The sequence below is a fragment of the Burkholderia sp. HAN2018 genome, assembly GCF_024704855.1.
In the GTDB taxonomy this organism is placed as follows: domain Bacteria; phylum Pseudomonadota; class Gammaproteobacteria; order Burkholderiales; family Burkholderiaceae; genus Burkholderia; species Burkholderia cepacia.
Genome location: NZ_QOBB01000032.1, coordinates 1 through 26,727 on the forward strand (window position 1 = coordinate 1; position 26,727 = coordinate 26,727).

Below are 26,727 nucleotides of genomic sequence, written 5' to 3' on the forward strand. Positions count from 1 at the left end.
AGTTCCTTGACTGCCATACCGGCTTCGGCTTCCTTCAGAAACCCGATGATTTGCTGTTCCGTAAAGCGCTTCTTCATGTTCGTCTTCTTCTCCGAAAACGAACTTTACTAGACTCCAGCTGGCCCTGTTTGCAGGGGGCAGGTCAATGACACGTGGTGTAACCGAAACTACCCCCGGCTTCCTCCAATCGCTTTTTGGTCAGATAACCCAGAATCCGAACGAAATGAACGCTTTATTCGGCGTGTCCACGTAAAATTTGCGAACCCCCATCTAAGCACTCAAAACGATGAACGCCGCGATTCAGGTAGCCCGGGCCGTTTGCCCGCACGATTGTCCGGACACGTGCGCAATGCGTGTGACCGTCGAAAACGGCAAGGCGATCAAGGTCACGGGCGATCCTGACCATCCGCCGACGCAAGGCGTGTTGTGCACGAAAGTCAGCCGATACGCCGATCGCGTTCATCATCCCGATCGCCTCACCGTTCCGCTCAAGCGCATCGGCGCCAAAGGGGAAGGGCATTTCGTACCGATCAGCTGGGACGAGGCGTTCGACGAGATCGGCCGTCGTCTCGGTGAAATCGCGGCGCGCGCACCGGAAGCGATCGTGCCGTACAGCTATGCGGGGACGATGGGGCTCGTGCAAGGGGAGGGCATCGCCCAGCGGTTCTTCCACAAACTGGGCGCCTCGCGGCTCGAGCGCACGATCTGCGCGGCGGCCGGTGCCGCGGGGTTACGGTACACATATGGTGGCAGTCTCGGTATGCATCTCGAGCATTTCGAGGAAAGCGAACTGATTCTGATATGGGGAGCGAACCCGATCGCGTCGAGTCTGCACTTCTGGACGCGTGCGCAGGAAGCGAAGCGCAGAGGCGCCCGTCTTGTCGCCATCGATCCGTACCGTTCGCTGACAGCGGAGAAGTGTCATCAGCATATTGCGTTGAAACCGGGTACCGATGGCGCGTTCGCACTCGGCATGATGCACGTGCTGATTACCGAAGACCTGCTCGATCACGACTACATCGCCAACCATACGCTCGGTTTCGACGCACTCAAGGAACGTGCGATGTCCTATCCGCCGGATCGTGTCGCGCAGATTTGCGGCATCGACGCGTCGGAGTTGATCGATCTTGCGCGTCGTTACGGCGCTACCCGGAAGGCATCGATCCGCCTGAACTACGGCATGCAGCGCGTCCGCGGCGGTGGCAACGCGGTACGGGCGATCGCAAGTCTGCCGGCGCTGACGGGTGCATGGCGCGATCGGGCCGGCGGACTGTTGCTCTCATCGTCGGAATCCGCGCCGGTCAACCAGGCTGCGTTGCTGCGCCCGGACTTGATGCCGGGCTGGCCGCACAAACTGCCGCGCATCATCAATATGAACGCGATCGGCGATGCGCTGTTGCACCCGGGCGATGCCACCTTCGGACCGAAGGTCGAAGCGATGATCGTGTACAACTCGAATCCGGTGGCGGTCGCGCCGGATTCCTCGAAAGTCGCGGCGGGGTTCGCGCGTGACGATCTGTTCACGGTGGTTCTTGAGCATTTCAAGACAGATACCGCCGATTTCGCCGACATTGTGCTGCCGGCAACCACGCAGCTCGAGCATCTGGACATTCACAAATCGTATGGCCACACCTACGTGATGGCGAACCTGCCGTCGATTCCTCCGGTCGGAGACGCGCGGCCGAACACGGAGATCTTCCGCGGGATCGCGCGCAGCATGGGGCTGGACGAGCCCGCGCTCTATCACAGCGACGAAGAGGTCGCGCGCGTGGCCCTCCGCTGGGACGATCCGGCACTCGATAGCGACTGGGACACGCTGAAGCGCGACGGCTGGTTGAAACTCAAGCTGCCGGAGGCGCCGTTCGCGAACGGCGGTTTCCGTACACCGTCCGGCAAGTGCGAGTTCTACAGCCCGCGGCTCGAGCAGATGGGCGTGGACCCTGTGCCCGACTACCTGCCGCCGTTCGAATCGGCCGAGGCGGCACCCGAGCTCGCCGCGCGCTATCCGCTCGCGATGATTTCGCCGCCGGCCCGTCACTTCCTGAACAGCACGTTCGTGAACGTCGACAGCCTGCGTCATACCGAAGGCGAACCGCATCTCGACATTCACCCGTCGGATGCCGATGCACGGGGCATCGCGGAGGGCGATCTCGTCCGCATCTTCAACGACCGCGGCTCGATGCAGGCGCTCGCGAGAATTACCGATCGCGCACGTGCAGGGCTCGTCGTCGGGTTGTCGATCTGGTGGAAGAAGCTGTCGCCGGACGGCAGGAACGCGAACGAGGTGACGAGCCAGGCGCTCACCGATCTCGGCAATTCGGCGACGTTTTACGATTGCCTTGTGGAAGTTGAACGCATTTGACCGAATATCACCGTATCATCCGACGAATCTCCACGGAAGTTCGAAGTGGACATCTAACCCTGTTGTATCGGGACGGGCGAGCCGTTACGATGCGTTTTAGCACGATCATTCGAAAATCCGTGAGGAGACGCGCAGTATGAACAAAATTTGGCTGAAATCGTACCCACCCGGCGTTCCAGCCGAAATTGACGCGTCTCCGTACCCCTCTGTTCCAGACCTGCTCGACGAAAGCTTCCGCCAGTACCGCGACCGCACGGCGTTCGTCTGCATGGGCAAGGGCATCACGTACGGCGAACTCGACAAGCTGTCGCGCCAGTTCGGCGCCTGGCTGCAATCGCGCGGTCTTGCGCGCGGGGCGCGCGTTGCGATCATGATGCCGAACGTGCTGCAGTACCCGGTGGCGATCGCCGCGGTACTGCGCGCAGGCTACGCCGTCGTCAACGTCAATCCGCTCTACACGCCACGCGAGCTCGAACATCAGCTGAAGGACAGCGGCGCGGAGGCGATCGTCATCCTCGAGAATTTCGCGTCGACGCTGCAGGCTGTCATCGCGAATACGAGCGTCAAGCACGTCGTCGTCGCGTCGATGGGCGATCTGCTGGGCATCAAGGGATGGCTCGTCAACTACGTCGTGCGCAACGTGAAGAAGATGGTGCCGGCCTGGCAACTGCCGTCGTTCACGCGCTTCAAGGCCGCGCTGTCGGAAGGCGCTCGGCAGGCATTCAAGGCCCAGAAGATCGGCCCCGATGACGTCGCGTTCCTGCAATACACGGGCGGGACGACAGGCGTAGCAAAGGGGGCGACGCTGCTGCACCGGAACATCGTGTCGAACGTGCTGCAGGCCGGCGCCTGGCATCATCCGGCTCACGAGAAGTTTCCGGAGGTGAAACAGTTCGTGACCGTTGTCGCGCTGCCGCTGTATCACGTGTTCGCGCTGACCGTCTGCGGTTTCCTGACGATGCGTACCGGGGGCATGGGCATCCTGATCCCGAACCCGCGCGACATCGCCGGCATGATCAAGGAGCTGAAGGGCTACCAGATCTCGACGATCCCGGCGGTCAACACGCTGTATAACGCACTGCTGAACCACCCCGAATTCAATCAGCTCGACCTGTCGAAGCTCGTGATCGCCAACGGCGGCGGCATGGCGATCCAGGAAGGCGTCGCGAAACGCTGGTATGAAAAGACCCATACGGCGATCATCGAAGGATACGGGCTGTCCGAAACGTCGCCGGTCGCGACCTGCAACCCGGTGGCGGCGACCGAATACAGCGGGACGATTGGCCTGCCGCTGCCGTCGACCGAAGTGGCGATTCGCGACGATGCCGGCAACGACGTCGCGCTCGGCGAACCCGGCGAGATTTGCATCCGCGGGCCGCAGGTGATGGCCGGCTACTGGAACCGGCCGGACGAGACCGCGAAGGTCATGTTCGCAGACGGCTTCTTCAAGACGGGCGACGTCGGCGTGATGGATGCGCGGGGTTACGTGAAGATCGTCGACCGGAAGAAGGACATGATTCTCGTATCGGGCTTCAACGTGTACCCGAACGAAGTCGAGGACGTGGTGGCGTCGCATCCGGGCGTGTTCGAGGTGGCGGCGGTCGGCGTGCCCGACGAGCATTCCGGCGAAGCCGTGAAGCTGTTCATCGTGAAGAAGGACCCGGCGCTCACCGACAAGGACATCCTCGCCTACTGCAAGGAGCGCCTCACTGGCTACAAGCGGCCGAAGCTGGTCGAGTTCCGTACGGAGCTGCCGAAAACGAACGTCGGCAAGATCCTGCGGCGCGAATTGCGCGACGGACGCGCGTGACGCCGCGGTCGATCGAAGGGAAAGGCCCGGCACATGCCGGGCCTTTTTGTTTGCAGTGCGGCCCCGAGGAGGTTTGTCTCCGAACGAGACCGCCTCCGGAATGGGCTTTGCGGCGGCGGCCGTGCGTTTCGATGGCTGCAGAGGCAAGCGGCATGGCCCCCAACGACGAGCGCGCAACGCCCGGCGCGATTCGCCGCGCTCCGGCTTTGCGGTTCTGCCCCGCAAAAAGAAAAAGGCGCCCGGAGGCGCCTTCAATATGCTGCGGCTTGTCAGGCAAGCTGATTAGAACTTGTGACGGATGCCGACGCGTGCCGCGACCTGGTTGCTGGTGCTCGAACCGGCGAGACCGTTGATCGACGCGGTTGCCTTGATCACGTCGCCGTTCGCGTCGAGCACGTTGCCCGATGCGTGCTGGTACACGCCGATCGCGTAGACGTCGGTGCGCTTCGACAGGAAGTAGTCGACGCCCAGCGAGCCTTGGTGGTACTTGGCTGCCGAGTTGCCGTCGATCTTGCTGCCTTGCGTGTAGTCGTACGCCGCGCCGAGAATCAGCGCCGGGGTCAGCTGATACTTGAAGTTGATTTCGCCGTTGTTGAACGTCGCGGTCTGGTTCACGAACGGGCCTGCCGAGAAGCCCTTGAACTTCGTGTTCGAGTACGTCGCGCCGATCGTTGCTGCACCGAACGTGTATGCGCCGCCTGCACCGATGACCTGGTACGTGTTCGCGTTGTTCGCGTACGCACCATAGATCGGCGACGAGACCGACGAGGACGCGGAACCGTTGTTGAACATGCCGCCGAACTGGTTCGGCGTACGTGCGTTCAAGTAACCGACGCCCAAGACCAGCGGGCCGTTGTTGTAGCCTGCGCCGAGCGACCAGACCTGGTTCTTCGAGAACTGGCCTGCCTGACCGCCGAAGCTGTACAGGCCGCCGAACGAGAAGCCGCCATAGGTCTGGCTCGTGAACTTGACCGCGTTGTTCACGCGATAGGCGTTGTTGAAGTTGTCAAGGTCGCCCGGGTGAGCGGCGATGTAGCCACCCCACTGATCGCCTGCCTCGAGCGGGCCGACGAAGTCGACGACGGAGTCGTATTGACGACCCAGCGTGACCGTACCGTACTGGCTCGACAGGCCGACGTAAGCCTGACGACCGAACATCAGGCCGCCCTGACCGAGCTTGCCGCTGTTCACGTCGAAACCGTTTTCGAGGGTGAAGATCGCCTTCAGGCCGCCACCGAGGTCTTCGGTGCCGCGCAGGCCGAAGCGGCTGCCTTGCATCACGCCGCTGGCCATGCTGTACAGGTGCTTGCCGCCCGCATTGTTGTTGAAGAGCAGGCCTTCATCGATGATGCCGTAAAGCGTCACGCTGCTTTGCGCATGGGCAGCGCCAGCGAACGCGCCCAGCGCGACGAGCGCGAGAAGCGACTTTTTCATTAACGGATCTCCAAAAATCACTGAATTTTTCTGGCGGGGCGGATAGTTATGTTCTGTTGACGGGCCCCATCAACTTCGCAAGAAGTCGCACGTAATGTAGCAAAACCGGTTTTTGCCACAAAGCGAAATGCCGCAGCTCAAGGCCGCCATGTTTCCTTTATGCAACAATGGTTAAAATCACGGGTTAACCGCAATTTCCGCTGAATAATCAAGTCGGTTACGCAGCGGACTCGTGCCCTTGCCGCTCGCGGCGGCACATGCAGCCAGGAGAACAGGATGGTGTTTGATGAACTGATCAGCGAATTCGATCGCGGCCTGCGGTCGCTGACGGGCATTAGCCGGATGAGCCGGCCGGTGCCCGCGCCGGCCGAGGCGCCCGCCGTCGAACTGACGCCCGCGGAGCGTACGCATGCCGCCGGGCTGATGCGCGTGAACCACGTCGGCGAGGTCTGCGCTCAGGCGCTGTACCAGGCGCAGAAGCTCACCGCGCGCACGGCATCCGCGAAGGCGATGTTCGAGGAAGCCGCGCGCGAGGAGGAGGATCACCTCGCGTGGACCGCACACCGCCTGAAAGAGCTCGACTCGCGCCCGAGCCTGTTGAACCCGCTCTGGTATGCGGGTTCGCTCGCGATCGGCGTGGCGGCTGGCGCGCTCGGCGACAAGGTCAGTCTCGGCTTCATGGCAGAGACCGAACGGCAGGTCGAGAGCCATCTCGAAGGCCATATGTCCGAGTTGCCGGCGGCCGATACCGCGTCGCGCGCGATCGTCGACCAGATGCGTATCGACGAGGTGAAGCACGGCAAGGCCGCCGCCGACGCAGGCGGGATCGAACTGCCGCTGCCCGCGCGAATGCTGATGCGCGCCGCGTCGAAAGTCATGACGAGCACTGCGTACTATCTGTGAGATTCGCACCGGGGCGATGCGTGACGTCGCCCCGGCTCCCCGCCGCTGATACCGCCCGTTTATTCCTCGTTTTCCCGCCCCCGAAAGCCCCGTCCGCACACCCGTCTGGCCCGTCTTTCTCACGTATCACCTTCACAAGTTGCACTAGCTCATTCATTTATAACGGTTTTTGGAATGAGGGGCAGCATGAGCATGTGCGCGTAAGTCCTTGTTCTAACTAACAAAATTCGTCAAAAAAGCGGGCCGCTCCCTTGACCGTGCCACACCCTTCCTCTAAAGTGGGAGACAGTGTGAGAAAGTGTATTTTTGTGTGATTTGGCGGGCTATTCCGGCTAAATTCTCAGCATTGAGCGGGTGCTTCGGTGCCCTGAACGGGAGAGCGGAAAGTGTTCCAAGGGGCGTCGGCGCTGACGCTCGATGCGAAAGGGCGGATGTCGGTGCCGGCTCGCTATCGCGAAGCGCTGCAAGGACAGGCAGAAGGACGGGTGACTGTGACCAAGCACCCGGACGGCTGCCTGTTGCTGTTTCCGCGCCCCGAATGGGAAGTATTCCGCGCCAAGATCGCCGCGCTGCCGATGGACGCGCACTGGTGGCGGCGCATTTTTCTCGGCAATGCGATGGATGCCGATCTCGACAGCGCCGGCCGGATTCTTGTATCGCCCGAGCTGCGCATGGCAGCTGGACTGGAAAAGGAAGTCATGTTGTTGGGAATGGGTAGTCACTTCGAGCTGTGGGATTCGCAGACCTACAACGCGAAGGAGCAGGCGGCGATGGCGCAGGGCATGCCCGACGCGCTGAAGAATTTCACGTTCTGATTGCGGTGACGGAGACGCCCGCGATGGGAAACGAATTGCGGCATCGGACGGTGCTGTTGGATGAAGCGGTCGAGTCGCTCGTGACGCGGCCGGACGGCGTTTATGTCGACGGCACGTTCGGGCGCGGCGGTCATAGCCGTGCGGTGCTCGCGCGGCTGGGGCCGGCCGGGCGGCTGATTGCGTTCGACAAGGACCCGCGAGCGATCGAGACGGCGCAGGGCATCGAGGATGCGCGCTTCTCGATCGTGCATGACAGCTTTGCATCGATGCGCGACGCGCTTGCGGCGTGCGGCGTCGAGAAGGTGTCGGGTGTGTTGCTGGACCTGGGCGTGTCCTCGCCGCAGGTGGACGATCCGGCGCGCGGCTTCAGCTTCCGCGCCGATGGCCCGCTGGACATGCGGATGGATCCGACGCGCGGCGAGTCGGCGGCGGAATGGCTCGCACGGGCTTCGGTGCAGGAATTGACGGAGGTGATACGGGATTATGGGGAAGAACGGTTTGCTTTTCAGATTGCAAAGGCGCTTGTTGCTCGCCGGGCAGAGTCCGACCGTCTTGGGCCTCTCGACACCACGGGCGAGCTTGCCCAAATCGTGGGTCACGTCGTCAAAACCCGTGAGAAGGGCAAGGATCCGGCAACCCGCACCTTTCAGGCTATACGGATTCACGTCAATCAAGAGCTTGCGGACCTGCAAGTCGTACTAGACGCGGCACTGTCGTTGCTGGAGCAAGGGGGGCGGCTGGTGGTCATCAGCTTTCATTCACTCGAGGACCGGATCGTCAAGCGATTCATGCAGGCGCACGCGAGTGCGCCTGCGGTCGATCGTCGCCTGCCGATCCGCGCCGTCGACCTCCCGAGCCCGCCGCTCAAGATCATCAGCCGCCAGTTTCCGAGTGAAGCGGAAGTCGCCGCGAACCCGCGTGCCCGCTCGGCCGTGATGCGCATTGCGGAGCGCGTCACGCCATGAGCCGCTTCAATATCTTCCTGCTGATCATCGTGATGGGCTGCGCGCTGTCGGTCGTCAATTCGACGAACCAGCAGCGCCAGATCTTCATCCAGCTGCAGCGCGCGCAGTCGCAGGAGCGTCAGCTCCAGCAGGACTACGCGCAGCTTCAATATCAGCAGAGCGCGCTGTCGAAGACGTCGCGCATCGAGCAGCTTGCGAACGATTCGCTGAAGATGCAGCCGATCTCGACCGGCCGCACGCAATACCTGACGCTGCCGCCGGGCGCGGCGAAGGCGATCGATGCACCGATCCCGGCATCGGCGGACACGGCCGGCAAGGGCAAGGGAGGCGCGCGATGAAGCCGTCCCAGAAGCGCCAGAACGTGAAGTTCTCGTCGAGCCCGGTGCTGGGCGTGCATCTGCCGATGTGGCGCTCGAAGCTCGTCGTGTTCCTGCTGTTCATGGCGTTCGTCGCGCTGGCCGCGCGCGCGTTCTGGATCCAGGGGCCCGGCAACGCGTTCTACCAGAAGCAGGGCGAAAGCCGCTACCAGCGCACGCTCGAGCTGCCGGCGACGCGCGGCAAGATCCTCGACCGTAACGGGCTCGTGCTCGCGACGAGCCTGCCCGTGCGCGCGATCTGGGCGATTCCCGACGCGGTGCCGGACGATCTCGATGCCGACAAGGTCAACCAGCTCGGCAAGCTCCTCGGCATGACGTCGAAGGAACTGCGCGTGAAGCTGTCGGAAGACAAGGGTTTCGTCTACGTGAAGCGCCAGGTGCCGATCGACGTCGCGGACAAGGTTGCCGCCCTCGACATTCCCGGTATCTATCAGCGCAACGAGTACAAGCGCTTCTATCCGGAAGGCGAGATCACCGCTCACCTGATCGGCTTCACGAACGTCGAGGACGAAGGGCAGGAGGGCGTCGAGCTCGGCGACCAGAAGATGCTGTCCGGCACGTCGGGCGTGCGTCGCGTGATCAAGGACCGGCTGGGGCACATCGTCGAGGATGTCGCCGAGCAGATTCCGCCGCACAACGGCACCGACGTCGACCTGTCGATCGACAGCAAGATCCAGTACATCGCGTACGCGAACCTGAAGGCCGCCGTCGAGAAGTTCAAGGCGAAGGCCGGCGCGGCGATGGTCGTCGACGTGCGCACCGGCGAGGTGCTCGCGCTCGTCAATTACCCGACGTACAACCCGAACGACCGCTCGCGCATGACGGGCGAGCAGTTGCGCAACCGGATCATGACCGACGTATTCGAGCCGGGCTCGATCATGAAGCCGTTTACGGTGTCGCTCGCGCTCGACCTGCACCGCGTGACGCCGAACACGCTCGTCGAGACGGGCAACGGGCATTTCGTGCTCGACGGCGCACCGATCACCGACGACGCGGGTTTCGGCACGCTGACGGTCGGCGGCGTGATCCAGAAGTCGAGCAACATCGGCGCGACGAAGATCGCGATGACGATGCGGCCCGAGGAAATGTGGAATATGTATACGAGCATCGGCCTCGGCCAGGCGCCGAAGGTCGGGTTCCCGGGCGCGGTGGCCGGCCGCCTGCGTCCGTGGAAGAGCTGGCGTCGCATCGAGCAGGCGACGATGTCGTACGGCTACGGCCTGTCGGTGTCGCTGTTCCAGCTTGCGCGCGCGTACACGGCGATCGCGCATGACGGCGAGCTGATGCCCGTGACCATTTTCAAGACCGACCCCAATCAGCCGGTCGTGGGCACGCAGGTGTTCAACCCGACCACCGCGCGCGAAGTGCGCGCGATGCTCGAAACGGTGGTGGCGCCGGGCGGCACGTCGCCCGATGCGGCCGTGCCGGGCTATCGCGTCGGCGGCAAGAGCGGTACCGCGTACAAGCATGAGGGGCACGGCTACACGCGCAAGTACCGCGCGTCGTTCGTCGGGATGGCGCCGATGCCGAATCCGCGCATTGTCGTCGCGGTGTCGGTCGACGAGCCGACCGCCGGCAGCCACTTCGGCGGCCAGGTGTCCGGCCCCGTATTCTCGGCGATCGCCGGCGACACGATGCGTGCGCTGAACGTGCCGCCGAACATGCCGATCAAGCAACTCGTCGTGTCTGACGATTCGCCGGCAGCACCTTCCGCAGCGGGGCCGCAAAAGCTGGCCGCAGGTGGCGGTGCGAAGCATATGATCGTGTCCAGCACGACGCGTAATTCACCAGGAGTTGTTCGATGAGCGCCGCTCGCAGTTCCCATCCGGCGCATCAGCAGATCGCAGCCGCGCTTGCGTGGCTGCATCAGCATGTGGCCCCCGCAGCGCAACTGCATGCCGACACGCGCAGCCTCAAGGCCGGCGACGTGTTTTTTGCCTATGCGGTTGACGGGGCCGACAACCGCGCTTTCATTGTCGATGCCGTCGCGCGCGGTGCGGCCGCCGTACTGTATCAGCCGGAAGGGCTGGCCGCGGCGCCGGCGGTGCCCGTTGCACTGGCCGTGCCGGCGCTCGACCAGCTCGCCGGCGAGATCGCCAGCGGCTGGTACGGCAATCCGAGCGACAGCCTGCTTGCGGTGGGCGTGACCGGCACGAACGGCAAAACTTCGTGCACGCAATGGATCGCCGCCGCGCTGACGGCGCTGCACCAGCCGTGCGCGGTGATCGGCACGCTCGGCACCGGGATGCCCGGCCAGCTCGTGCCGACGGGGTTCACGACGCCCGACGCGCCGCAACTGCAGCGCAGTCTCGCGCAGTTGCGCGACGCGGACGCGAAGGCCGTGGCGATGGAAGTGTCGTCGCACGCGCTGCACCAAGGGCGCGTGAACGGCACGGGTTTCGACATCGCGGTGTTTACGAACCTCACGCAGGATCACCTCGACTATCACGGCACGTTCGATGCGTACGAGGCCGCGAAGGCGAAGCTGTTCGCGTGGCGCGGCCTGCGCGCGGCAGTTGTCAACCGCGACGATGCAGCCGGTCGGCGCCTGCTCGCGAAGCTCGCCGGCCGCGTGCGTACGATCGCGTACGGGATCGGCGACGCACCGGCGCCTGACGCCGATCGCGAGCTGGTCGCACTCGACGTGCGCGCCACCGCGACCGGCACGGCGTTCCACCTGCGTTCGTCGTGGGGTGAAGCGGACGTCGAGGTCGGCACGCTCGGCACGTTCAACGTCAGCAATCTGCTCGCGGTGCTCGGCTCGCTGCTCGCGGCCGACCTGCCGTTCGACGCGGCGCTCGCCGAGATCGCGCGGCTCGAGTCCGTCAACGGACGGATGCAGCGGCTCGGCGGCCGGCTGCAGAACGACGAACCGCTCGTCGTGATCGACTATGCACACACGCCCGACGCGCTCGAAAAGACGCTCGACGCGCTGCGCCCGATCGCCACGGCGCGCGGCGGCCGGCTCGTCTGCATGTTCGGCTGCGGCGGCGATCGCGATGCGACGAAGCGCCCGCTGATGGGCGCGATCGCGGAGCGGCTCGCCGATGAGACCGTCGTCACGAGCGACAACCCGCGCAGCGAGGATCCGCAGCGCATCATCGACCAGATCGTCTCGGGCATGACCGCGGCCGATCACGCACGTCGTATCGAGGATCGCGCGAGCGCGATCCTGCAGGCCGTGCGCGGCGCCGCACGCGAGGATGTCGTCGTGCTGGCCGGCAAGGGCCATGAGGGCACGCAGGAAATCATGGGTAAGAAGCGTACGTTCTCCGACCAGGATCACGCGCGGCTCGCGCTGGCAGCGCGCGCGACGCACGGCAAGGGAGGCGCCGAATGACGATGCTCAGTCTCGGCGAAGCCGCTCGCCTGATTCCCGGCGCAACCGTCCACGGCGATGCGGGCGTCACGTTCGACCGCGTGTCGACGGACAGCCGCACAGTCGGCCCCGGCGACCTGTTCGTCGCACTGAAAGGCGAGCGCTTCGACGCGCACGACTTCCTTGGCGATGTCGCTGCGCGCGGTGCGGCGGCGGCGCTCGTCGCACACGTGCCGGCGGGCGTCACGATGCCGGCGATCGAAGGCGGCGAAACACGTGCCGCGCTCGGCGCACTGGCACATGGCTGGCGCAAACGATTCGCGCTGCCGCTCGTCGCGGTGACGGGCAGCAACGGCAAGACGACCGTCAAGGAAATGATCGCGTCGATCTTCGCGGCGGCGGTCGGCGCCGACGCGCGGCTCGCGACGGCCGGCAACCTGAACAACGACGTCGGCCTGCCGTTGACGCTGCTGCGCCTGTCGGCCGCACATCGTCTCGCGGTGATCGAGATCGGGATGAACCATCCGGGCGAGACCGAAGTCCTCGCGCGTCTCACGGCGCCGACGGTCGCGCTCGTCAACAACGCGCAGCGCGAGCACCAGGAATTCATGGCGACGGTCGAAGCGGTCGCGCTCGAACATGCGGCCGTGATTCACGCGCTCCCGCCGGACGGCGTTGCGGTGTTCCCGGCCGACGACGCGTATGCGGGCATCTGGCGCGTCGCGGCGACCGGCAACCGGGTCCTCGATTTCGCGCTGCACGATGCCGAACGGCAGAACGACGCGCAGGTCACGGGCCGTCTTCACGGCGGCGAACTCGCGATCGATACGCCCGCGGGCGCCGTCGCGGTGCGGCTGCGCGCGCTCGGCGAGCACAACGCGCGCAACGCGCTGGCCGCCACGGCCGCGGCGCTGGGCGCCGGCGTCGCGCTGTCGGCGATCAAGCAGGGTCTCGAATCGTTCGAGCCGGTCAAGGGCCGGCTGCAGGTGAAGCAGGCGATCGCGGGCAGCCTCGCGGGTGCGACGGTCGTCGACGATACGTACAACGCGAATCCCGATTCGATGCGTGCCGCGATCGACGTGCTCGCCACGCAACCGGCGCCGCGCGTGCTGGTGATCGGCGACATGGGCGAGGTCGGCGACGAAGGGCCGGCTTTCCATCGCGAGGTCGGTGCATACGCGCGCGAGCGCGGGATCGACGCGCTGTTCGCGCTCGGCGACGCATCGCGAGATGCGTGCACGGCGTACGGCGACACGGCACGCCACTTCGACGACGTCGGCGCGCTCGTGGCGGCGCTGCTCGCGGCCGGTTACGGCGCGCAGGCGACGCTGCTCGTGAAGGGCTCGCGGTACATGAAGATGGAGCGCGTGGTCGACGCGCTGACGAACCAACCCGCAGCGGGCACGGCGCCCGCTGCACACTGAGTAGAAGGAAGGAAGCATGCTGCTGGCGCTGGCGCAATGGCTGCAAGGAGACGCAAGCTTTTTGCGCTTGTTCACGTACCTCACGTTCCGGGCGGTGATGGCCACCATCACCGCGCTCGGGATCGGGCTCGTGTGCGGACCGTGGGTGATCCGCAAGCTGACGCAAATGAAGGTCGGTCAGGCCGTGCGCAAGGACGGCCCGCAGACGCACCTCGTCAAGTCCGGCACGCCGACGATGGGCGGCGTGCTGATCCTGATCGGCATCGCGGTCGCGACGCTGCTGTGGGGCGACCTGACGAACCGTTTCATCTGGATCGTGATGCTCGTCACGTTCGGTTTCGGCGTGATCGGCTGGGTCGACGATTACCGCAAGGTCGTCCACAAGGACCCGCGCGGGATGTCGTCGCGCGAGAAGTATTTCTGGCAATCGGTGATCGGGCTGTTCGCCGCTGTCTATCTCGCCTTCAGCGTGTCCGAGGCGAACAACGTGCGCGTGTTCGACCTGTTCATGGCGTGGGTGAGGAGCGGCCTGTCGATGGGGCTGCCGGCACGCGCCGACCTGATGCTGCCGTTCCTGAAGTCGATCAGCTATCCGCTCGGCGTGTGGGGTTTCATCGTGCTGACGTACTTCGTGATCGTCGGCGCGAGCAACGCGGTGAACCTGACCGACGGCCTCGACGGCCTCGTGATCATGCCGGTCGTGCTGGTCGGCGCGTCGCTGGGTGTGTTCGCGTACGTGATGGGCAGTGCGGTCTATTCAAAATACCTGTTGTTCCCGCATATCCCGGGCGCGGGCGAACTGCTGATCTTCTGTTCCGCGATGGGCGGGGCAGGGCTCGCGTTCCTCTGGTACAACACGCACCCCGCGCAGGTGTTCATGGGCGACGTCGGCGCGCTGGCGCTCGGCGGCGCGCTCGGCACGGTCGCGGTGATCGTGCGCCAGGAAATCGTGCTGTTCATCATGGGCGGCATCTTCGTCGCGGAAACGCTGTCGGTGATGCTGCAGGTGTCGTGGTTCAAGTACACGAAAAAGCGCTACGGCGAAGGGCGGCGCCTGCTGAAGATGGCGCCGCTGCATCACCATTTCGAATTGTCCGGCTGGAAGGAAACGCAGGTGGTCGTGCGTTTCTGGATCATCACGCTGATGCTGTGCCTGTTCGGTCTGACCACCCTCAAGCTGCGGTAAAGGAAAGGTAACAAGGATGTCTGGCGAGATGTTTGGAGATCGGCAACGGCCGATGGTGCTCGTACTGGGGCTCGGGGAATCGGGTCTCGCGATCGCGCGATGGTGCGCGAGGCACGGGTGCCGGCTGCGCATTGCCGATACCCGCGAGGCGCCGCCGAACCTTGCCGCGCTGCAGGCCGAAGGCATCGATGCGGAGTTCGTCGGCGGGGCGTTCACGCCTGCGCTGCTCGACGGCGGCATCGAGCTCGTCGGGCTGAGCCCCGGGCTGTCGCCGCTCGAACCGGCGCTCGCGGCGCTGGTCGCGGCCGCGAACGAGCGCGGCATCGCGGTGTGGGGCGAGCTGGAATTCTTCGCGCAGGCGCTGCGTGCGCTCGGCACGAGCGGCTACCAGCCGAAGGTGCTCGCGATCACGGGTACCAACGGTAAGACCACGACGACGAGCCTCACGGGCCTGCTGTGCCAGCGCTCGGGCAAGAAGGTCGCGGTCGCGGGCAACATCAGCCCGGCGATGCTCGACCGGCTCGCCGGCGCGATCGACGAAACCGCGCTGCCGGACGTATGGGTGCTCGAACTGTCGAGCTTCCAGCTCGAGACCGCGCGCACGTTCGCGCCCGATGCGGCCGCGATCCTGAACATCACGCAGGACCACCTCGACTGGCACGGCAGCTTCGAAGCGTACGCGCAAGCAAAGGGCCGGATCTTCGGCGCGACGACGACGCGCGTGCTGAACCGCGACGATGCGGCAGTGATGAAGTTCGCGCCGGCAGCCGGCGCGGCCGACGCGCCGCGTACGGTCACGTTCGGCCTGAACGAACCGGTGCAGGACGGCGACTACGGTCTGTCGCGCGACAACGGCATCGCGTGGCTGGTGGAAGCCGTCGATCGCGATGCACCGGACGAAGCGGCGACGACGAGCCGCCGGCGCAAGCGCGATGCCGCGCACACGCCCGACATCGCGCAGAAGCGCCTGATGCCGGCCGACGCACTGCGTATCCGCGGGCTGCACAACGCGGCGAACGCGCTGGCCGCATTCGCGCTCGCACGCGCGATCGACCTGCCGGCCGCGCCGCTGCTGCACGCGCTGCGCGAGTACCGCGGCGAAGCGCATCGCGTCGAAGTGATCGCGACGATCGACGACGTGGACTACGTCGACGACAGCAAGGGCACGAACGTCGGCGCGACGGTTGCCGCGCTCGACGGGCTCGCCCAGAAGATCGTGCTGATCGCGGGCGGGGACGGCAAGGGCCAGGACTTCGCGCCGCTGGTCGCGCCGGTCGCGCGCTGGTGCCGCGCGGTGATGCTGATCGGCCGTGACGCGCCGGCGATCCGCGACACGCTCGCCGAAACGGGCGTGCCGCTCGCCGACCACACGACGCTCGAAGGCGCGGTGCACGCGGCGGCCGACCTCGCCGAGCCGGGCGATGCGGTGTTGCTGTCGCCTGCATGCGCGAGCCTCGACATGTTCAGGAACTACGCCCATCGCGCGGATGTGTTCCGCGCGGCGGTCGACGAAATCGCCATCGACAAAGGAGCGACGCCATGAGCTGGTCCGATCGCCTCGTCTCCCGTTTCAACGATCGGCGCGACACCGGCGGCAATGCCGCGGGCGGCCGCGTCGCGTCGGCCACGCGCGCCGCGACCGGCGGCCTCGCGAGCGTCGTCAACGGCGTGCGCCCGAGCCGTTCGCGGATGCTCGACTTCGACTACTCGCTGCTGTGGGTCGCGATTGCGCTGCTCGGGCTCGGCGTCGTGATGGTGTATTCGGCGTCGATCGCGATGCCCGATTCGCCGAAATACGCGGCGTATCACGATTACGCGTTCCTGATGCGCCACTGCGTATCGCTCGTCGTCGCGTTCATCGCGGCGGTGATCGCGTTCCGGGTGCCGGTGTCGACGTGGGACAAATACGCGCCGCATCTCTTCCTGATCGCGCTGGTCGGCCTCGTGATCGTGCTGATCCCGCACGTCGGCAAGGGCGTGAACGGCGCGCGCCGCTGGATTCCGCTCGGCATCACGAACATGCAGCCGTCGGAAATCATGAAGCTCGCGGTGACGATCTACGCGGCGAACTACACGGTGCGCAAGCAGGAATACATGCAGAGCTTCGCGAAGGGCTTCCTGCCGATGGCGTTCGCGGTCGGCCTGGTCGGTGCGCTGCTGCTGCTCGAGCCGGACATGGGCGCATTCATGGTCGTCGCGGCGATCGCGATGGGCGTGCTGTTCCTCGGCGGCGTGAACGGCAAGCTGTTCGGCGGCCTCGTCGCGACGGCGGTCGGCACCTTCACGATGCTCGTGTGGCTGTCGCCGTGGCGTCGCGAGCGGATCTTCGCGTACCTCGATCCGTGGGACGAGCGCTACGCGCAGGGCAAGGCTTACCAGCTCACGCACTCGCTGATCGCGTTCGGACGCGGCGAGTGGTTCGGTGTCGGCCTCGGCGGCAGCGTCGAGAAGCTGAACTACCTGCCGGAAGCGCATACCGACTTCATCCTCGCGGTGATCGGCGAGGAGCTCGGTTTCGTCGGCGTGCTGGTCGTGATCCTGCTGTTCTACTGGATCGTGCGCCGCGCGTTCGAGATCGGCCGCCAGGCACTCGCACTCGATCGCACGTTCGCGGGCCTGATGGCGAAGGGCATCGGCATCTGGTTCGGCGCGCAGACCTTCATCAACATGGGCGTGAACCTCGGGCTGCTGCCGACCAAGGGCCTGACGCTGCCGCTCGTGAGCTACGGCGGTTCCGGCATTCTGCTGAACTGCGTGGCGCTCGCGGTGCTGCTGCGGGTCGACTATGAAAACCGGGTGCTGATGCGCGGGGGGAAGGTATGACCGCGTCGCAACGCACGCTGATGGTGATGGCAGGCGGCACCGGGGGCCATGTGTTCCCGGGGCTCGCGGTCGCGCACCGGATGGAGGCGGCGGGCTGGCGCGTCGTGTGGCTCGGCAATCCGGCCGGGATGGAAGCGACGCTCGTGCCGAAACACGGCATTCCGATGGAATACGTGCGGTTCGGCGGGCTGCGCGGCAAGGGCCTGAAGACCAAGCTGACGCTGCCGTTCAACCTGCTGCGCGCATGCGGGCAGAGCCTCGCCGCGCTGCGCCGCGTGCGGCCCGACGTCGTGCTCGGGATGGGCGGCTACATCACGTTCCCGGCGGGTGTGATGACGGCGCTGTCGGGGCGTCCGCTCGTGCTGCATGAACAGAATTCGATCGCGGGCCTGACGAACAAGGTGCTCGCGAAATTTGCGAAACGCGTGCTCGTCGCATTCCCCGGCGCGCTGCCGCACGCGGAATGGACCGGCAACCCGATTCGCGCGGAACTTGCCGGTACCGAAGCGCCCAAAGCACGCTACGCGTCGCGCAGCGGCCCGCTGAACGTGCTGGTCGTCGGCGGCAGCCTCGGTGCGGCCGCGCTGAACGAAGTCGTGCCGCGCGCGCTGGCGATGCTGACGCCGGGTGAACGCCCGCGCATCGTGCATCAGGCCGGCGCAAAGCACATCGACGCGCTGAAGGCGAATTACGAAGCGGCCGGTTTCGCGGCCGGCGAAGACGTGCGGCTCGTGCCGTTCATCGACGACATGGCGGCCGCGTATGCGGCGGCGGATCTCGTGATCTGCCGGTCGGGCGCGATGACGGTGTCGGAGATCGCGGCGGTGGGCGTGGCGGCGCTGTTCGTGCCGTTCCCGTACGCGGTCGACGATCACCAGACGAGCAACGCCGCGTTCCTCGCCGATGCGGGCGCGGCCGTGCTGGTGCAACAACGCGACCTGTCGGCGGAACTGCTCGCCGACTGGCTGCGCGGCCAGTCGCGGGCATCGCTCGCGGACATGGCGGAACGTTCGCGCTCGCTGGCGAAGCCCGAGGCCACCGACGAAGTCGCGCGCGTGTGCGCGAAGGCGGCCGGCGCGAACCTGGAAATATTGCAATGAAACATATCGTCAAACACATTCATTTCGTCGGGATCGGCGGCGCGGGCATGAGCGGCATCGCCGAAGTGCTCGTCAACCTCGGCTACGAGGTCAGCGGCTCGGATCTCTCGCGCAACGCGGTGACCGATCGTCTCCAGGCGCTCGGCGCACGGATCGCGATCGGCCACGACGCGGCGAACATCGAGGGCGCGAACGCGGTCGTCGTATCGACGGCCGTGCGCTCGGACAACCCGGAAGTGCTGGCCGCGCGCGCGAAGCGCGTGCCGATCGTGCAGCGCGCGGTGATGCTCGCCGAGCTGATGCGCCTGAAGCAGGGCATCGCGATCGCCGGCACGCACGGCAAGACCACGACCACCAGCCTCGTCGCGAGCGTGCTCGCCGCGGGCGGCCTCGACCCGACTTTCGTGATCGGCGGGCGGCTGATCAGCGCCGGCGCGAACGCGCGGCTCGGCACGGGCGATTTCATCGTCGCCGAGGCCGACGAGTCGGACGCGTCGTTCCTGAACCTGTATCCGGTGATCGAAGTCATCACGAACATCGATGCCGACCACATGGACACCTACGGCCACGATTTCGCGCGGCTCAAGCAGGCGTTCATCGAATTCACGCAGCGCCTGCCGTTCTACGGCAGCGCGGTCGTGTGCGTCGACGATCCGAATGTGCGGCAGATCATCCCGTTCATCTCGAAGCCGGTCGTGCGCTACGGACTGTCGCCGGACGCGCAGGTGCGCGCGGAAGACATCGACGCGCGCGACGGCCGGATGCATTTCACGGTGATCCGCGAAGGGCGTGCACCGCTCGCGGTGGTGCTGAACATGCCGGGCCTGCACAACGTGCAGAACGCGCTCGCGGCGATCGCGATCGCGACCGACCTCGGCGTGACGGATGACGCGATCCAGCAGGCGCTGGCCGAATTCAACGGCGTCGGCCGGCGTTTCCAGCGCTACGGCGAGGTGCCGACCGCGGACGGCGGCCAGTACACGCTGATCGACGACTACGGCCATCACCCGGTCGAGATGGCCGCGACGATCGCGGCCGCGCGCGGCGCGTTCCCGGGGCGTCGCCTCGTGCTGGCGTTCCAGCCGCACCGCTACACGCGCACGCGCGATTGCTTCGACGATTTCGTCAACGTGCTGTCGACGGTCGATGCGCTGGTGCTGACGGAAGTCTACGCGGCCGGCGAGGCCGCGATCTCGACCGCCAACGGCGACGCGCTGTCGCGCGCGCTGCGCGGGGCAGGAAAGGTTGACCCGGTGTTCGTCGCGACGGTCGACGACGTGCCGGACGCATTGGCGAAGGTCGCGCAGAACGGCGACGTGGTGATCACGATGGGCGCGGGTTCGATCGGCGGCGTGCCGGCGAAGGTCGCGCAGCACACTCAACAGAAGGCATGACATGAGCGGGATTGATCCGAAACGTTTCGGCAAGGTGGCGGTGTTGTTCGGCGGCGAGTCCTCGGAGCGCGAGGTCTCGCTCACGTCCGGCCAGCTCGTGCTGCAGGGCCTGCGCGACGCAGGCATCGACGCGCACCTGTTCGACCCGGCCGAGCGCCCGCTGGCGGCGCTGAAGGACGAAGGGTTCGTGCGTGCGTTCAATGCGCTGCACGGCGGTTACGGCGAGAACGGCCAGATCCAGGGCGCGCTCGATTTCTACGGGATCCGTTACACGGGCAGCGGTGTGCTCGGGTCGGCGCTCGGCCTCGACAAGTTCCGCACGAAGCTCGTCTGGCAGCAGACGGGCGTGCCGACGCCGCCGTTCGAGACGGTGCTGCGCGGCGACGACCTCGCGGCGCGCGCGACGGACATCGTCGCGAAGCTCGGCCTGCCGCTGTTCGTGAAACCGGCGAGCGAGGGCTCGAGCGTCGCGGTGCTGAAGGTGAAGACGGCCGATGCGCTGCCGGCTGCGCTCGAGGAAGCCGCGAAGCACGACCCGATCGTGATCGTCGAGAAGAGTATCGAAGGCGGCGGCGAATACACCGCATGCATCGCCGGCGATCTCGACCTGCCGGTGATCAAGATCGTGCCGGCCGGCGAGTTCTACGACTATCACGCGAAGTACATCGCCAACGACACGCAATACCTGATCCCGTGCGGGCTGCCCGCCGACAAGGAAGCGGAGCTCAAGCGCGTCGCGCGCCGTGCGTTCGACGTGCTCGGCTGCACCGACTGGGGCCGCGCGGACTTCATGCTCGACGCCGATGGCAATGCGTACTTCCTGGAAGTGAACACCGCACCGGGCATGACCGACCACTCGCTGCCGCCGAAGGCCGCGCGCGCGGTCGGCATCAGCTATTCGGAGCTGGTCGTGAAGGTGCTGTCGCTCACGCTCAACGACTGACGCAGGAACGGAACGACGTATGTGGAACAACGTTCGCCAACTCAACCTTGCCGCCAGCGCGCTGTACGCGCTGCTGCTGCTCGTGTTGGCGGCGGCCGGTTGCTACTGGCTGATCCAGCGCCCGACGTTCGCGTTGCGGGAAATCCGGATCGACGGCGACACCGAGCACATCAATTCGCCGACGGTACGCGCGGGCGTGGTCGGCCGGCTGAAGGGCAATTTCTTCACGGTCGATCTCGACGCCGCGCGCGCCGCGTTCGAGCAGATGCCCTGGGTGCGCCATGCGAGCGTGCGCCGGGTGTGGCCGAATGCGCTGGCTGTCACGCTCGAGGAGTACAAACCGCTCGGGACCTGGGGCAGCGACCAGCTCGTGAGCGTCGACGGCGAGCTGTTCACCGCGAACCAGGGCGAGCTGGATCAGGAACTGCCGGCGTTCGACGGCCCGGAGGGCAGTGCGAAGGAAGTCGTCACGCGGTATCGCGACTTCGGGAAATGGTTTGCGCCGCTGAAGGCGGCGCCGGAAGAAGTGACGCTGTCGGCGCGGTACGCGTGGACGGTGAAGCTGTCGAACGGCATGCAGGTCGAGCTGGGCAAGGAACGCAACAGCGAGTCGCTGCATGACCGGAGCCAGCGCCTGGTCGCCGCCTGGCCGGCGGTCACGGAGCGCTGGGGCAACGACATCGAGTACGCGGACCTGCGTTATCCGAACGGATTCGCGATTCGCGCGGCAGGCATGCGGTTCCTGACCGATACCGACAAGCGCAAGAAGTAACGAGAGATCACACGCAAGAGCACTTTATGAGCAAAGACTACAAGGATCTGCTGGTTTCCCTCGACATCGGCACGTCGAAGGTGGTGGCCATCGTCGCCGAGCTGAAAGGCGAAGGTCACTACGAGGTGATCGGTCTCGGCCAGAGCGAGTCGAAGGGTCTGAAGAAAGGTGTGGTGGTCAACATCGAGGCCACCGTGCAGTCGATCCAGCGCGCGCTCGAGGAAGCCGAGCTGATGGCCGACTGCAAGATCACCAACGTGTTCACGGGGATCGCCGGCAGCCACATCCGCAGCTTCAACTCGAGCGGGATGGTCGCGATCAAGGACAAGGAAGTCACGCAGACCGACGTCGCGCGCGTGATCGAGACCGCGAAGGCGATCAACATCCCGACCGACCAGCAGGTGCTGCACATCCTCACGCAGGAATTCATCATCGACGGCCAGGAAGACGTGCGCGAGCCGATCGGGATGAGCGGCATCCGGCTGGAAGTGAAGGTGCACATCGTGACGGGCGCGGTGAGCGCCGCGCAGAACATCGTCAAGTGCGTGCGCCGCTGCGGGCTGGAAGTGAACGACCTGATCCTGCAGCCGCTCGCGTCGTCGCTGGCGGTGCTGACGGAAGACGAGAAGGATCTCGGCGTGGTGCTGGTCGACATCGGCGGCGGCACGACGGACATCGCGATCTTCGCCGAAGGCGCGATCCGCCACACCGCGGTGATTCCGATCGCCGGCGACCAGATCACGAGCGACATCGCGATGGCGCTGCGCACGCCGACGCCGGATGCGGAAGACATCAAGGTCGGCTACGGGATCGCGAAGCAGGCGCTCGCCGACCCGGACGAAATGGTGGAAGTGCCGGGCCTCGGCGAACGCGGTCCGCGCACGCTGTCGCGCCAGGCGCTCGCGGCCGTGATCGAGCCGCGCGTCGAGGAACTGTTCTCGCTCGTGCAGCAGGTCGTGCGCGAATCCGGTTACGAAGAACTCCTGAGCTCCGGCGTGGTCATTACCGGCGGTGCGTCGATGATGCCCGGCATGGTCGAGCTCGGCGAAGACATTTTCCTGAAACCGGTGCGCATCGGCGCGCCGGAGTATGCAGGCGGCCTCTCCGACGTCGTGCGCAATCCGCGCTACTCGACGGCGATGGGGCTGCTCGTCGAAGGCAGTGCCCAGCGCATGCGCGGCCGCAAGGTCGCCGTGCAGTCCGGCAACGCGGGGCAGGTGTTCTCGCGGATGAAGGAATGGTTCCTGAGCAACTTCTGACAAACCGAATCTCGAAATTCGCGCTGGTGCCGGCGGCTGGCGCGCGACAGGGGGTTGCCCGATCTCCTGCCGAATAACGGCCGATTAGCAGTTTTTCTCTTGACGGAGGCAACATGGAATTCGAAATGCTGGAAACCGAGACCAACGGCACCATCATCAAGGTGGTCGGCGTTGGCGGCGCTGGCGGCAATGCCGTCCAGCACATGATCAACCGCGGCGTGCAGGGCGTCGATTTCATCGTGATGAACACGGATGCGCAGGCGCTGTCGCGTTCGCGCGCATCGTCGGTGATCCAGCTCGGCAATACGGGCCTCGGCGCCGGTGCGAAGCCGGAAATGGGCCGTGCGGCAGCGGAAGAAGCGCGTGAGCGCATCGCCGACGCACTGCGCGGCGCGCACATGGTGTTCATCACGGCCGGCATGGGCGGCGGGACGGGCACGGGCGCGGCACCGGTGGTCGCGCAGATCGCGAAGGAGATGGGCATCCTGACGGTCGGTGTCGTCAGCAAGCCGTTCGAGTTCGAAGGCGGCAAGCGCATGCGCGTCGCTGAAGCAGGTTCGCAGCAACTGGAGGATCACGTCGACTCGCTGATCGTCGTGCTGAACGACAAGCTGTTCGACGTGATGGGCGACGACGCCGAGATGGACAAGTGCTTCCAGTGCGCGGACGACGTGTTGAACAACGCGGTGGCAGGCATCGCTGAAATCATCAACGTCGATGGCCTCGTGAACGTCGACTTCGAAGACGTGAAGACGGTGATGGGCGAGCAGGGCAAGGCGATGATGGGCACGGCGACGGTCGCCGGCGTCGATCGCGCGCGCCTCGCGGCGGAACAGGCCGTGGCGAGCCCGCTGCTCGAAGGCGTCGACCTGTCGGGCGCGCGCGGCGTGCTGGTCAACATCACGTCGAGCCGTTCGCTGCGCCTGTCGGAAACGCGCGAAGTGATGAACACGATCAAGAGCTACGCGGCGGAAGATGCGACGGTGATCTTCGGTGCGGTGTACGACGACGCGATGGGCGATGCGTTGCGCGTGACGGTCGTGGCAACGGGTCTGGGCCGTGCGGCGAAGAAGCAGCAGTCGGCACCGATGACGCTGCTGCGCACGGGTACGGACAACCAGCCGGTCAGCGCAGTGTCGCACGGCTATGCACCGGCGCATCACGTCAGCACGGCCGACTACGGCGCACTCGATACGCCGGCGGTGTGGCGCAATTCGCGTGAAACCGCGGCATCGCACGTGCAGGCGCTGCAGGAGAAGGGTGTCGACACGTACGACATCCCGGCTTTCCTGCGCAAGCAGGCTGACTGACGCAAACACAGGCGAAGCCGCGGCGAAACTGCCGCGGTATCGCCGGCGTGACGGATGCTACGGACCACGACAGGCCGCGTCGGCTGCGACGCCGGGCCGGGAAACGTGCCCTCTCCGCACAAGCGGGGCGGGATGGGCCGTGCTGTCCGCGACACGCTGAAAAACCGTATCGCTATGAGGGACCAGCCATGATTCAAGTGGGCGACGCGCTGCCCGACGCGCAACTGTTCGAGTACATCGACGACGCGCGCGAAGGGTGCACGCTGGGGCCGAACGCCTGCAGCGTGCGCGATCAGGTTGCGGGAAAGCGGGTGGTGATCTTCGGATTGCCGGGCGCTTTCACGCCGACCTGTTCGGCGCAGCATGTGCCGGGCTACGTCGAACACGCCGAGCATCTGCGCGCGGCGGGTATCGACGAGATCTGGTGCGTGTCCGTCAACGACGCATTCGTGATGGGCGCATGGGGACGTGATCTGCACACCGCGGGCAAGGTGCGCATGATGGCGGACGGCAGCGCGGCTTTCACTCATGCGCTGGGGCTGACGCAGGATTTGTCCGCGCGTGGCATGGGGATTCGTTCCCTGCGCTACGCGATGGTGATTGACGGCGGTGTGGTCAAGACGCTGGCCGTCGAGGCGCCGGGCAAATTCGAAGTGAGCGATGCGGCGAGTGTTCTCGCGACGTTGACGTCCTGATCGTGCGGTGCGCCGTTGCCTGCCGGCAACGCTGCTCACCGGCCTCAGGGCAGTTGTAACACGGGCTGATGACCGGAAACGCCTCCGTTCCGGGCATCGGCCCGTCCCGTATCGGCAGGGGTAAACAGCCGAAACAGATTGATACGCAGTTTCAAACTGCGTTGAATAGGGAATTACGCTATAATCCCTCCTATTGAATATAACTCCTGATTGATATCTTCAATCACGACGAAGAACATCATGCTGAAGCAGCGCACCATCAAATCCATCGTGAAGACCGTGGGTATCGGTGTCCACTCGGGCCGCAAGATCGAGCTGACGCTCCGTCCCGCCGCACCGGGCACGGGCATCGTGTTCTCCCGCGTCGACCTTCCCACGCCCGTCGACATTCCCGCGGCGGCAACGTCGATCGGCGATACGCGGCTCGCGTCGGTGCTGCAGAAGGATGGCGTGCGCGTGTCGACCGTCGAGCACCTGATGTCGGCATGTGCCGGCCTCGGCATCGACAACCTCTATGTCGACGTGACGGCCGAGGAAATCCCGATCATGGACGGCAGCGCGGCGACCTTCGTGTTCCTGATCCAGTCCGCCGGGATCGAGGAGCAGAACGCGCCGAAGCGTTTCGTGAAGGTGAAGAAGACGGTTGAAATCCGTGACGGCGACAAGTTCGCGCGTCTCGATCCGTACTTCGGCTTCAAGCTGAAATTCTCGATCGACTTCCGTCACCCGGCCGTCGACAAGACCGGCCAGGAGCTCGAGGTCGATTTCGCGAATACGTCGTATGTGCGCGAGATCGCGCGCGCACGCACGTTCGGTTTCGCGCACGAGGCCGAGATGCTGCGCGAGATGGGCCTCGCCCGCGGCGGCAGCATGGAAAATGCGATCGTGCTCGACGAGTACCGCATCCTGAACAACGACGGGCTGCGCTACGACGACGAGTTCGTGAAGCACAAGATGCTCGACGCGATCGGCGACCTGTACGTGATCGGCCATCCGCTGCTGGCGTCGTACACGGCGTACAAGTCTGGCCACGGGCTGAATAACGCGCTGCTGCGCGAGCTGCTTGCGAACGAAGATGCGTACGAGATCGTCACGTTCGACGATCCGCAGGCCGCGCCGAAGGGTTTCGCGTTCGACGCGCAGACGGCCTTCGCCTGAACTGTGTTCGGCGCAAGCAACAAAAAAGCAGCCTTCGGGCTGCTTTTTTGTTGGCCGGACGATGCCGGCGGCGTAGGCCGTCAGCGCGGCTTTGCGCCGTGCCGGGCCGCCATCCGCGCAAGCGCGGCCTGCAGCGGCGACGGTTCGAGATGGTCTGCCAGATCGCGCAACGCGGCCGCGCCGACCGACGTCATCCGCGCCTGCTTCACGTGCGGCGGCTCCGGAGCATCCTTCGGGCGCACGCGCACGCGCAGCGTCGAGACCGGCCAGCCGCGCTTTTGCAGATCGCCGAGCAGCCGCGGCTCGACCTGCCGCAGCCGCGCGGCCAGCGCGTTGTGCGCGGCAAAGAGGGTCAGGGTGCCGTCCTTCACGAAGCCGGGTTCGACGTGGTTCGCCAGGTAGTCGGGCAGAAGCGCGGCAAGATCGCGCTGCAGCGACGCGATTTGCTCGACGCCGGCGCGCAGTGCCGCGAACGCGTCGGTGCGGCCGAGCACTTCGGACACGGGTTGCGGGCGATAGGCGGCGAGCGGGCCGAAACGCTTGGAAAATCGGTTCATCGAGACATTCTTCGGGCGCGCACGCGCGCGGACGTTGACGCCGATTGTACCCGCGCGGGCCCGTGCACGGGCGGCTTTCGCCCCGTGGGCCCGGCCGTAGGCGCGCAGTGCCCGTCCGGCC

23 protein-coding genes are annotated in these 26,727 nt (G+C 65.7%); 20 read left to right on the top strand and 3 right to left on the bottom strand.

Going from position 1 to position 26,727, the window contains the following annotated elements:
* Positions 1–77: transposase (locus tag DPV74_RS42110; protein WP_346341597.1), on the bottom strand; the 77-nt coding region annotated here is incomplete at its 3' end.
* A 209-nt stretch (positions 78–286) separates the two neighbouring features.
* Between DPV74_RS42110 and DPV74_RS10795 the strand changes: the two genes are divergently transcribed.
* Entirely contained in the window at positions 287–2,362 is a 2,076-nt protein-coding gene (locus DPV74_RS10795; protein WP_119337134.1) for a molybdopterin-dependent oxidoreductase, read from the top strand.
* Between the two features lie 136 nt (positions 2,363–2,498).
* Positions 2,499–4,172, top strand: a complete 1,674-nt coding sequence (locus DPV74_RS10800) for a long-chain fatty acid--CoA ligase (protein WP_119337135.1) — start codon at positions 2,499–2,501, stop codon at positions 4,170–4,172.
* 282 nt (positions 4,173–4,454) lie between these two features.
* Here DPV74_RS10800 and DPV74_RS10805 read toward each other — a convergent pair whose 3' ends face one another.
* The gene (locus tag DPV74_RS10805; RefSeq protein ID WP_027788458.1) at positions 4,455–5,606 is read right to left on the bottom strand and encodes a porin; all 1,152 of its coding nucleotides are present in this window, start codon (positions 5,604–5,606) and stop codon (positions 4,455–4,457) included.
* Between the two features lie 276 nt (positions 5,607–5,882).
* Here DPV74_RS10805 and coq7 point away from each other — a divergent pair, with 276 nt between their 5' ends.
* From coq7 to lpxC, 18 genes are all read left to right on the top strand, one after another.
* Positions 5,883–6,509 (top strand): 2-polyprenyl-3-methyl-6-methoxy-1,4-benzoquinone monooxygenase, encoded by a 627-nt coding sequence (gene coq7, locus DPV74_RS10810; protein WP_027788457.1) that lies wholly within the window; start codon positions 5,883–5,885, stop codon positions 6,507–6,509.
* Positions 6,510–6,895: 386 nt separating this feature from the next.
* Entirely contained in the window at positions 6,896–7,324 is a 429-nt protein-coding gene (mraZ, locus tag DPV74_RS10815) for a division/cell wall cluster transcriptional repressor MraZ (protein ID WP_119337137.1), read from the top strand.
* A gap of 23 nt (positions 7,325–7,347) precedes the next feature.
* Positions 7,348–8,289, top strand: coding sequence for a 16S rRNA (cytosine(1402)-N(4))-methyltransferase RsmH (gene rsmH, locus DPV74_RS10820; protein WP_060318884.1), 942 nt, complete (start codon positions 7,348–7,350; stop codon positions 8,287–8,289).
* On the top strand, positions 8,286–8,627 hold the full coding sequence (gene ftsL, locus DPV74_RS10825; RefSeq protein WP_021159919.1) for a cell division protein FtsL: 342 nt from the start codon (positions 8,286–8,288) through the stop codon (positions 8,625–8,627). The genes rsmH and ftsL overlap by 4 nt, the downstream gene beginning before the upstream one ends.
* Positions 8,624–10,471, top strand: coding sequence for a penicillin-binding protein 2 (locus DPV74_RS10830; RefSeq protein WP_027788455.1), 1,848 nt, complete (start codon positions 8,624–8,626; stop codon positions 10,469–10,471). The genes ftsL and DPV74_RS10830 overlap by 4 nt, the downstream gene beginning before the upstream one ends.
* Complete coding sequence (locus tag DPV74_RS10835) at positions 10,468–12,006, top strand: UDP-N-acetylmuramoyl-L-alanyl-D-glutamate--2,6-diaminopimelate ligase (protein WP_119337138.1); 1,539 nt, start codon at positions 10,468–10,470, stop codon at positions 12,004–12,006. Before DPV74_RS10830 ends, DPV74_RS10835 begins: the two co-directional genes overlap by 4 nt.
* Positions 12,003–13,409, top strand: coding sequence for a UDP-N-acetylmuramoyl-tripeptide--D-alanyl-D-alanine ligase (murF, locus tag DPV74_RS10840; RefSeq protein WP_119337139.1), 1,407 nt, complete (start codon positions 12,003–12,005; stop codon positions 13,407–13,409). Before DPV74_RS10835 ends, murF begins: the two co-directional genes overlap by 4 nt.
* A 16-nt stretch (positions 13,410–13,425) precedes the next feature.
* Entirely contained in the window at positions 13,426–14,595 is a 1,170-nt protein-coding gene (mraY, locus tag DPV74_RS10845) for a phospho-N-acetylmuramoyl-pentapeptide-transferase (protein ID WP_006477019.1), read from the top strand.
* A 28-nt stretch (positions 14,596–14,623) separates the two neighbouring features.
* Positions 14,624–16,138: a UDP-N-acetylmuramoyl-L-alanine--D-glutamate ligase gene (murD, locus tag DPV74_RS10850; protein ID WP_027788452.1), complete on the top strand. Its 1,515-nt coding sequence runs from the start codon at positions 14,624–14,626 to the stop codon at positions 16,136–16,138.
* Positions 16,135–17,418: a putative lipid II flippase FtsW gene (ftsW, locus tag DPV74_RS10855; protein WP_021159916.1), complete on the top strand. Its 1,284-nt coding sequence runs from the start codon at positions 16,135–16,137 to the stop codon at positions 17,416–17,418. The genes murD and ftsW overlap by 4 nt, the downstream gene beginning before the upstream one ends.
* The gene (gene murG / locus DPV74_RS10860; RefSeq protein WP_021159915.1) at positions 17,415–18,518 is read left to right on the top strand and encodes an undecaprenyldiphospho-muramoylpentapeptide beta-N-acetylglucosaminyltransferase; all 1,104 of its coding nucleotides are present in this window, start codon (positions 17,415–17,417) and stop codon (positions 18,516–18,518) included. The genes ftsW and murG overlap by 4 nt, the downstream gene beginning before the upstream one ends.
* A complete protein-coding gene (murC, locus tag DPV74_RS10865; protein WP_059586549.1) occupies positions 18,515–19,912 on the top strand; it encodes a UDP-N-acetylmuramate--L-alanine ligase in 1,398 nt (465 codons plus the stop codon). Before murG ends, murC begins: the two co-directional genes overlap by 4 nt.
* 1 nt (position 19,913) lies before the next feature.
* Positions 19,914–20,855 carry a D-alanine--D-alanine ligase gene (locus DPV74_RS10870; protein ID WP_021159913.1) on the top strand — a complete coding sequence of 314 codons (942 nt, stop codon included), beginning with the start codon at positions 19,914–19,916 and terminating at the stop codon, positions 20,853–20,855.
* Between the two features lie 19 nt (positions 20,856–20,874).
* Positions 20,875–21,627, top strand: a complete 753-nt coding sequence (locus DPV74_RS10875) for a cell division protein FtsQ/DivIB (RefSeq protein WP_021159912.1) — start codon at positions 20,875–20,877, stop codon at positions 21,625–21,627.
* A gap of 26 nt (positions 21,628–21,653) precedes the next feature.
* The gene (gene ftsA / locus DPV74_RS10880) at positions 21,654–22,886 is read left to right on the top strand and encodes a cell division protein FtsA (RefSeq protein WP_006487138.1); all 1,233 of its coding nucleotides are present in this window, start codon (positions 21,654–21,656) and stop codon (positions 22,884–22,886) included.
* A 113-nt stretch (positions 22,887–22,999) separates the two neighbouring features.
* The gene (ftsZ, locus tag DPV74_RS10885) at positions 23,000–24,196 is read left to right on the top strand and encodes a cell division protein FtsZ (protein ID WP_021159911.1); all 1,197 of its coding nucleotides are present in this window, start codon (positions 23,000–23,002) and stop codon (positions 24,194–24,196) included.
* A 188-nt stretch (positions 24,197–24,384) separates the two neighbouring features.
* Positions 24,385–24,891 carry a peroxiredoxin gene (locus tag DPV74_RS10890; RefSeq protein WP_060194642.1) on the top strand — a complete coding sequence of 169 codons (507 nt, stop codon included), beginning with the start codon at positions 24,385–24,387 and terminating at the stop codon, positions 24,889–24,891.
* Between the two features lie 240 nt (positions 24,892–25,131).
* Entirely contained in the window at positions 25,132–26,049 is a 918-nt protein-coding gene (gene lpxC / locus DPV74_RS10895; RefSeq protein WP_027788449.1) for a UDP-3-O-acyl-N-acetylglucosamine deacetylase, read from the top strand.
* Between the two features lie 80 nt (positions 26,050–26,129).
* Here lpxC and DPV74_RS10900 read toward each other — a convergent pair whose 3' ends face one another.
* Positions 26,130–26,606: a DUF721 domain-containing protein gene (locus tag DPV74_RS10900; protein ID WP_021159908.1), complete on the bottom strand. Its 477-nt coding sequence runs from the start codon at positions 26,604–26,606 to the stop codon at positions 26,130–26,132.
* Positions 26,607–26,727: the final 121 nt, after the last annotated feature.

Bases quoted from the DNA above. Each gene is read 5' to 3' on its own strand.
- DPV74_RS10900 (WP_021159908.1), bottom strand. From the start codon at position 26,606: ATGAACCGATTTTCCAAGCGTTTCGGCCCGCTCGCCGCCTATCGCCCG.
- coq7 (WP_027788457.1), top strand. From the start codon at position 5,883: ATGGTGTTTGATGAACTGATCAGCGAATTCGATCGCGGCCTGCGGTCG.
- murD (WP_027788452.1), top strand. From the start codon at position 14,624: ATGTTTGGAGATCGGCAACGGCCGATGGTGCTCGTACTGGGGCTCGGG.
- ftsW (WP_021159916.1), top strand. From the start codon at position 16,135: ATGAGCTGGTCCGATCGCCTCGTCTCCCGTTTCAACGATCGGCGCGAC.
- ftsZ (WP_021159911.1), top strand. From the start codon at position 23,000: ATGGAATTCGAAATGCTGGAAACCGAGACCAACGGCACCATCATCAAG.
- rsmH (WP_060318884.1), top strand. From the start codon at position 7,348: ATGGGAAACGAATTGCGGCATCGGACGGTGCTGTTGGATGAAGCGGTC.
- murC (WP_059586549.1), top strand. From the start codon at position 18,515: ATGAAACATATCGTCAAACACATTCATTTCGTCGGGATCGGCGGCGCG.
- DPV74_RS10805 (WP_027788458.1), bottom strand. From the start codon at position 5,606: ATGAAAAAGTCGCTTCTCGCGCTCGTCGCGCTGGGCGCGTTCGCTGGC.
- murG (WP_021159915.1), top strand. From the start codon at position 17,415: ATGACCGCGTCGCAACGCACGCTGATGGTGATGGCAGGCGGCACCGGG.
- lpxC (WP_027788449.1), top strand. From the start codon at position 25,132: ATGCTGAAGCAGCGCACCATCAAATCCATCGTGAAGACCGTGGGTATC.
- mraY (WP_006477019.1), top strand. From the start codon at position 13,426: ATGCTGCTGGCGCTGGCGCAATGGCTGCAAGGAGACGCAAGCTTTTTG.
- ftsL (WP_021159919.1), top strand. From the start codon at position 8,286: ATGAGCCGCTTCAATATCTTCCTGCTGATCATCGTGATGGGCTGCGCG.
- DPV74_RS10875 (WP_021159912.1), top strand. From the start codon at position 20,875: ATGTGGAACAACGTTCGCCAACTCAACCTTGCCGCCAGCGCGCTGTAC.
- DPV74_RS10835 (WP_119337138.1), top strand. From the start codon at position 10,468: ATGAGCGCCGCTCGCAGTTCCCATCCGGCGCATCAGCAGATCGCAGCC.
- murF (WP_119337139.1), top strand. From the start codon at position 12,003: ATGACGATGCTCAGTCTCGGCGAAGCCGCTCGCCTGATTCCCGGCGCA.
- ftsA (WP_006487138.1), top strand. From the start codon at position 21,654: ATGAGCAAAGACTACAAGGATCTGCTGGTTTCCCTCGACATCGGCACG.
- DPV74_RS10795 (WP_119337134.1), top strand. From the start codon at position 287: ATGAACGCCGCGATTCAGGTAGCCCGGGCCGTTTGCCCGCACGATTGT.
- DPV74_RS10800 (WP_119337135.1), top strand. From the start codon at position 2,499: ATGAACAAAATTTGGCTGAAATCGTACCCACCCGGCGTTCCAGCCGAA.
- DPV74_RS10830 (WP_027788455.1), top strand. From the start codon at position 8,624: ATGAAGCCGTCCCAGAAGCGCCAGAACGTGAAGTTCTCGTCGAGCCCG.
- DPV74_RS10870 (WP_021159913.1), top strand. From the start codon at position 19,914: ATGAGCGGGATTGATCCGAAACGTTTCGGCAAGGTGGCGGTGTTGTTC.
- DPV74_RS10890 (WP_060194642.1), top strand. From the start codon at position 24,385: ATGATTCAAGTGGGCGACGCGCTGCCCGACGCGCAACTGTTCGAGTAC.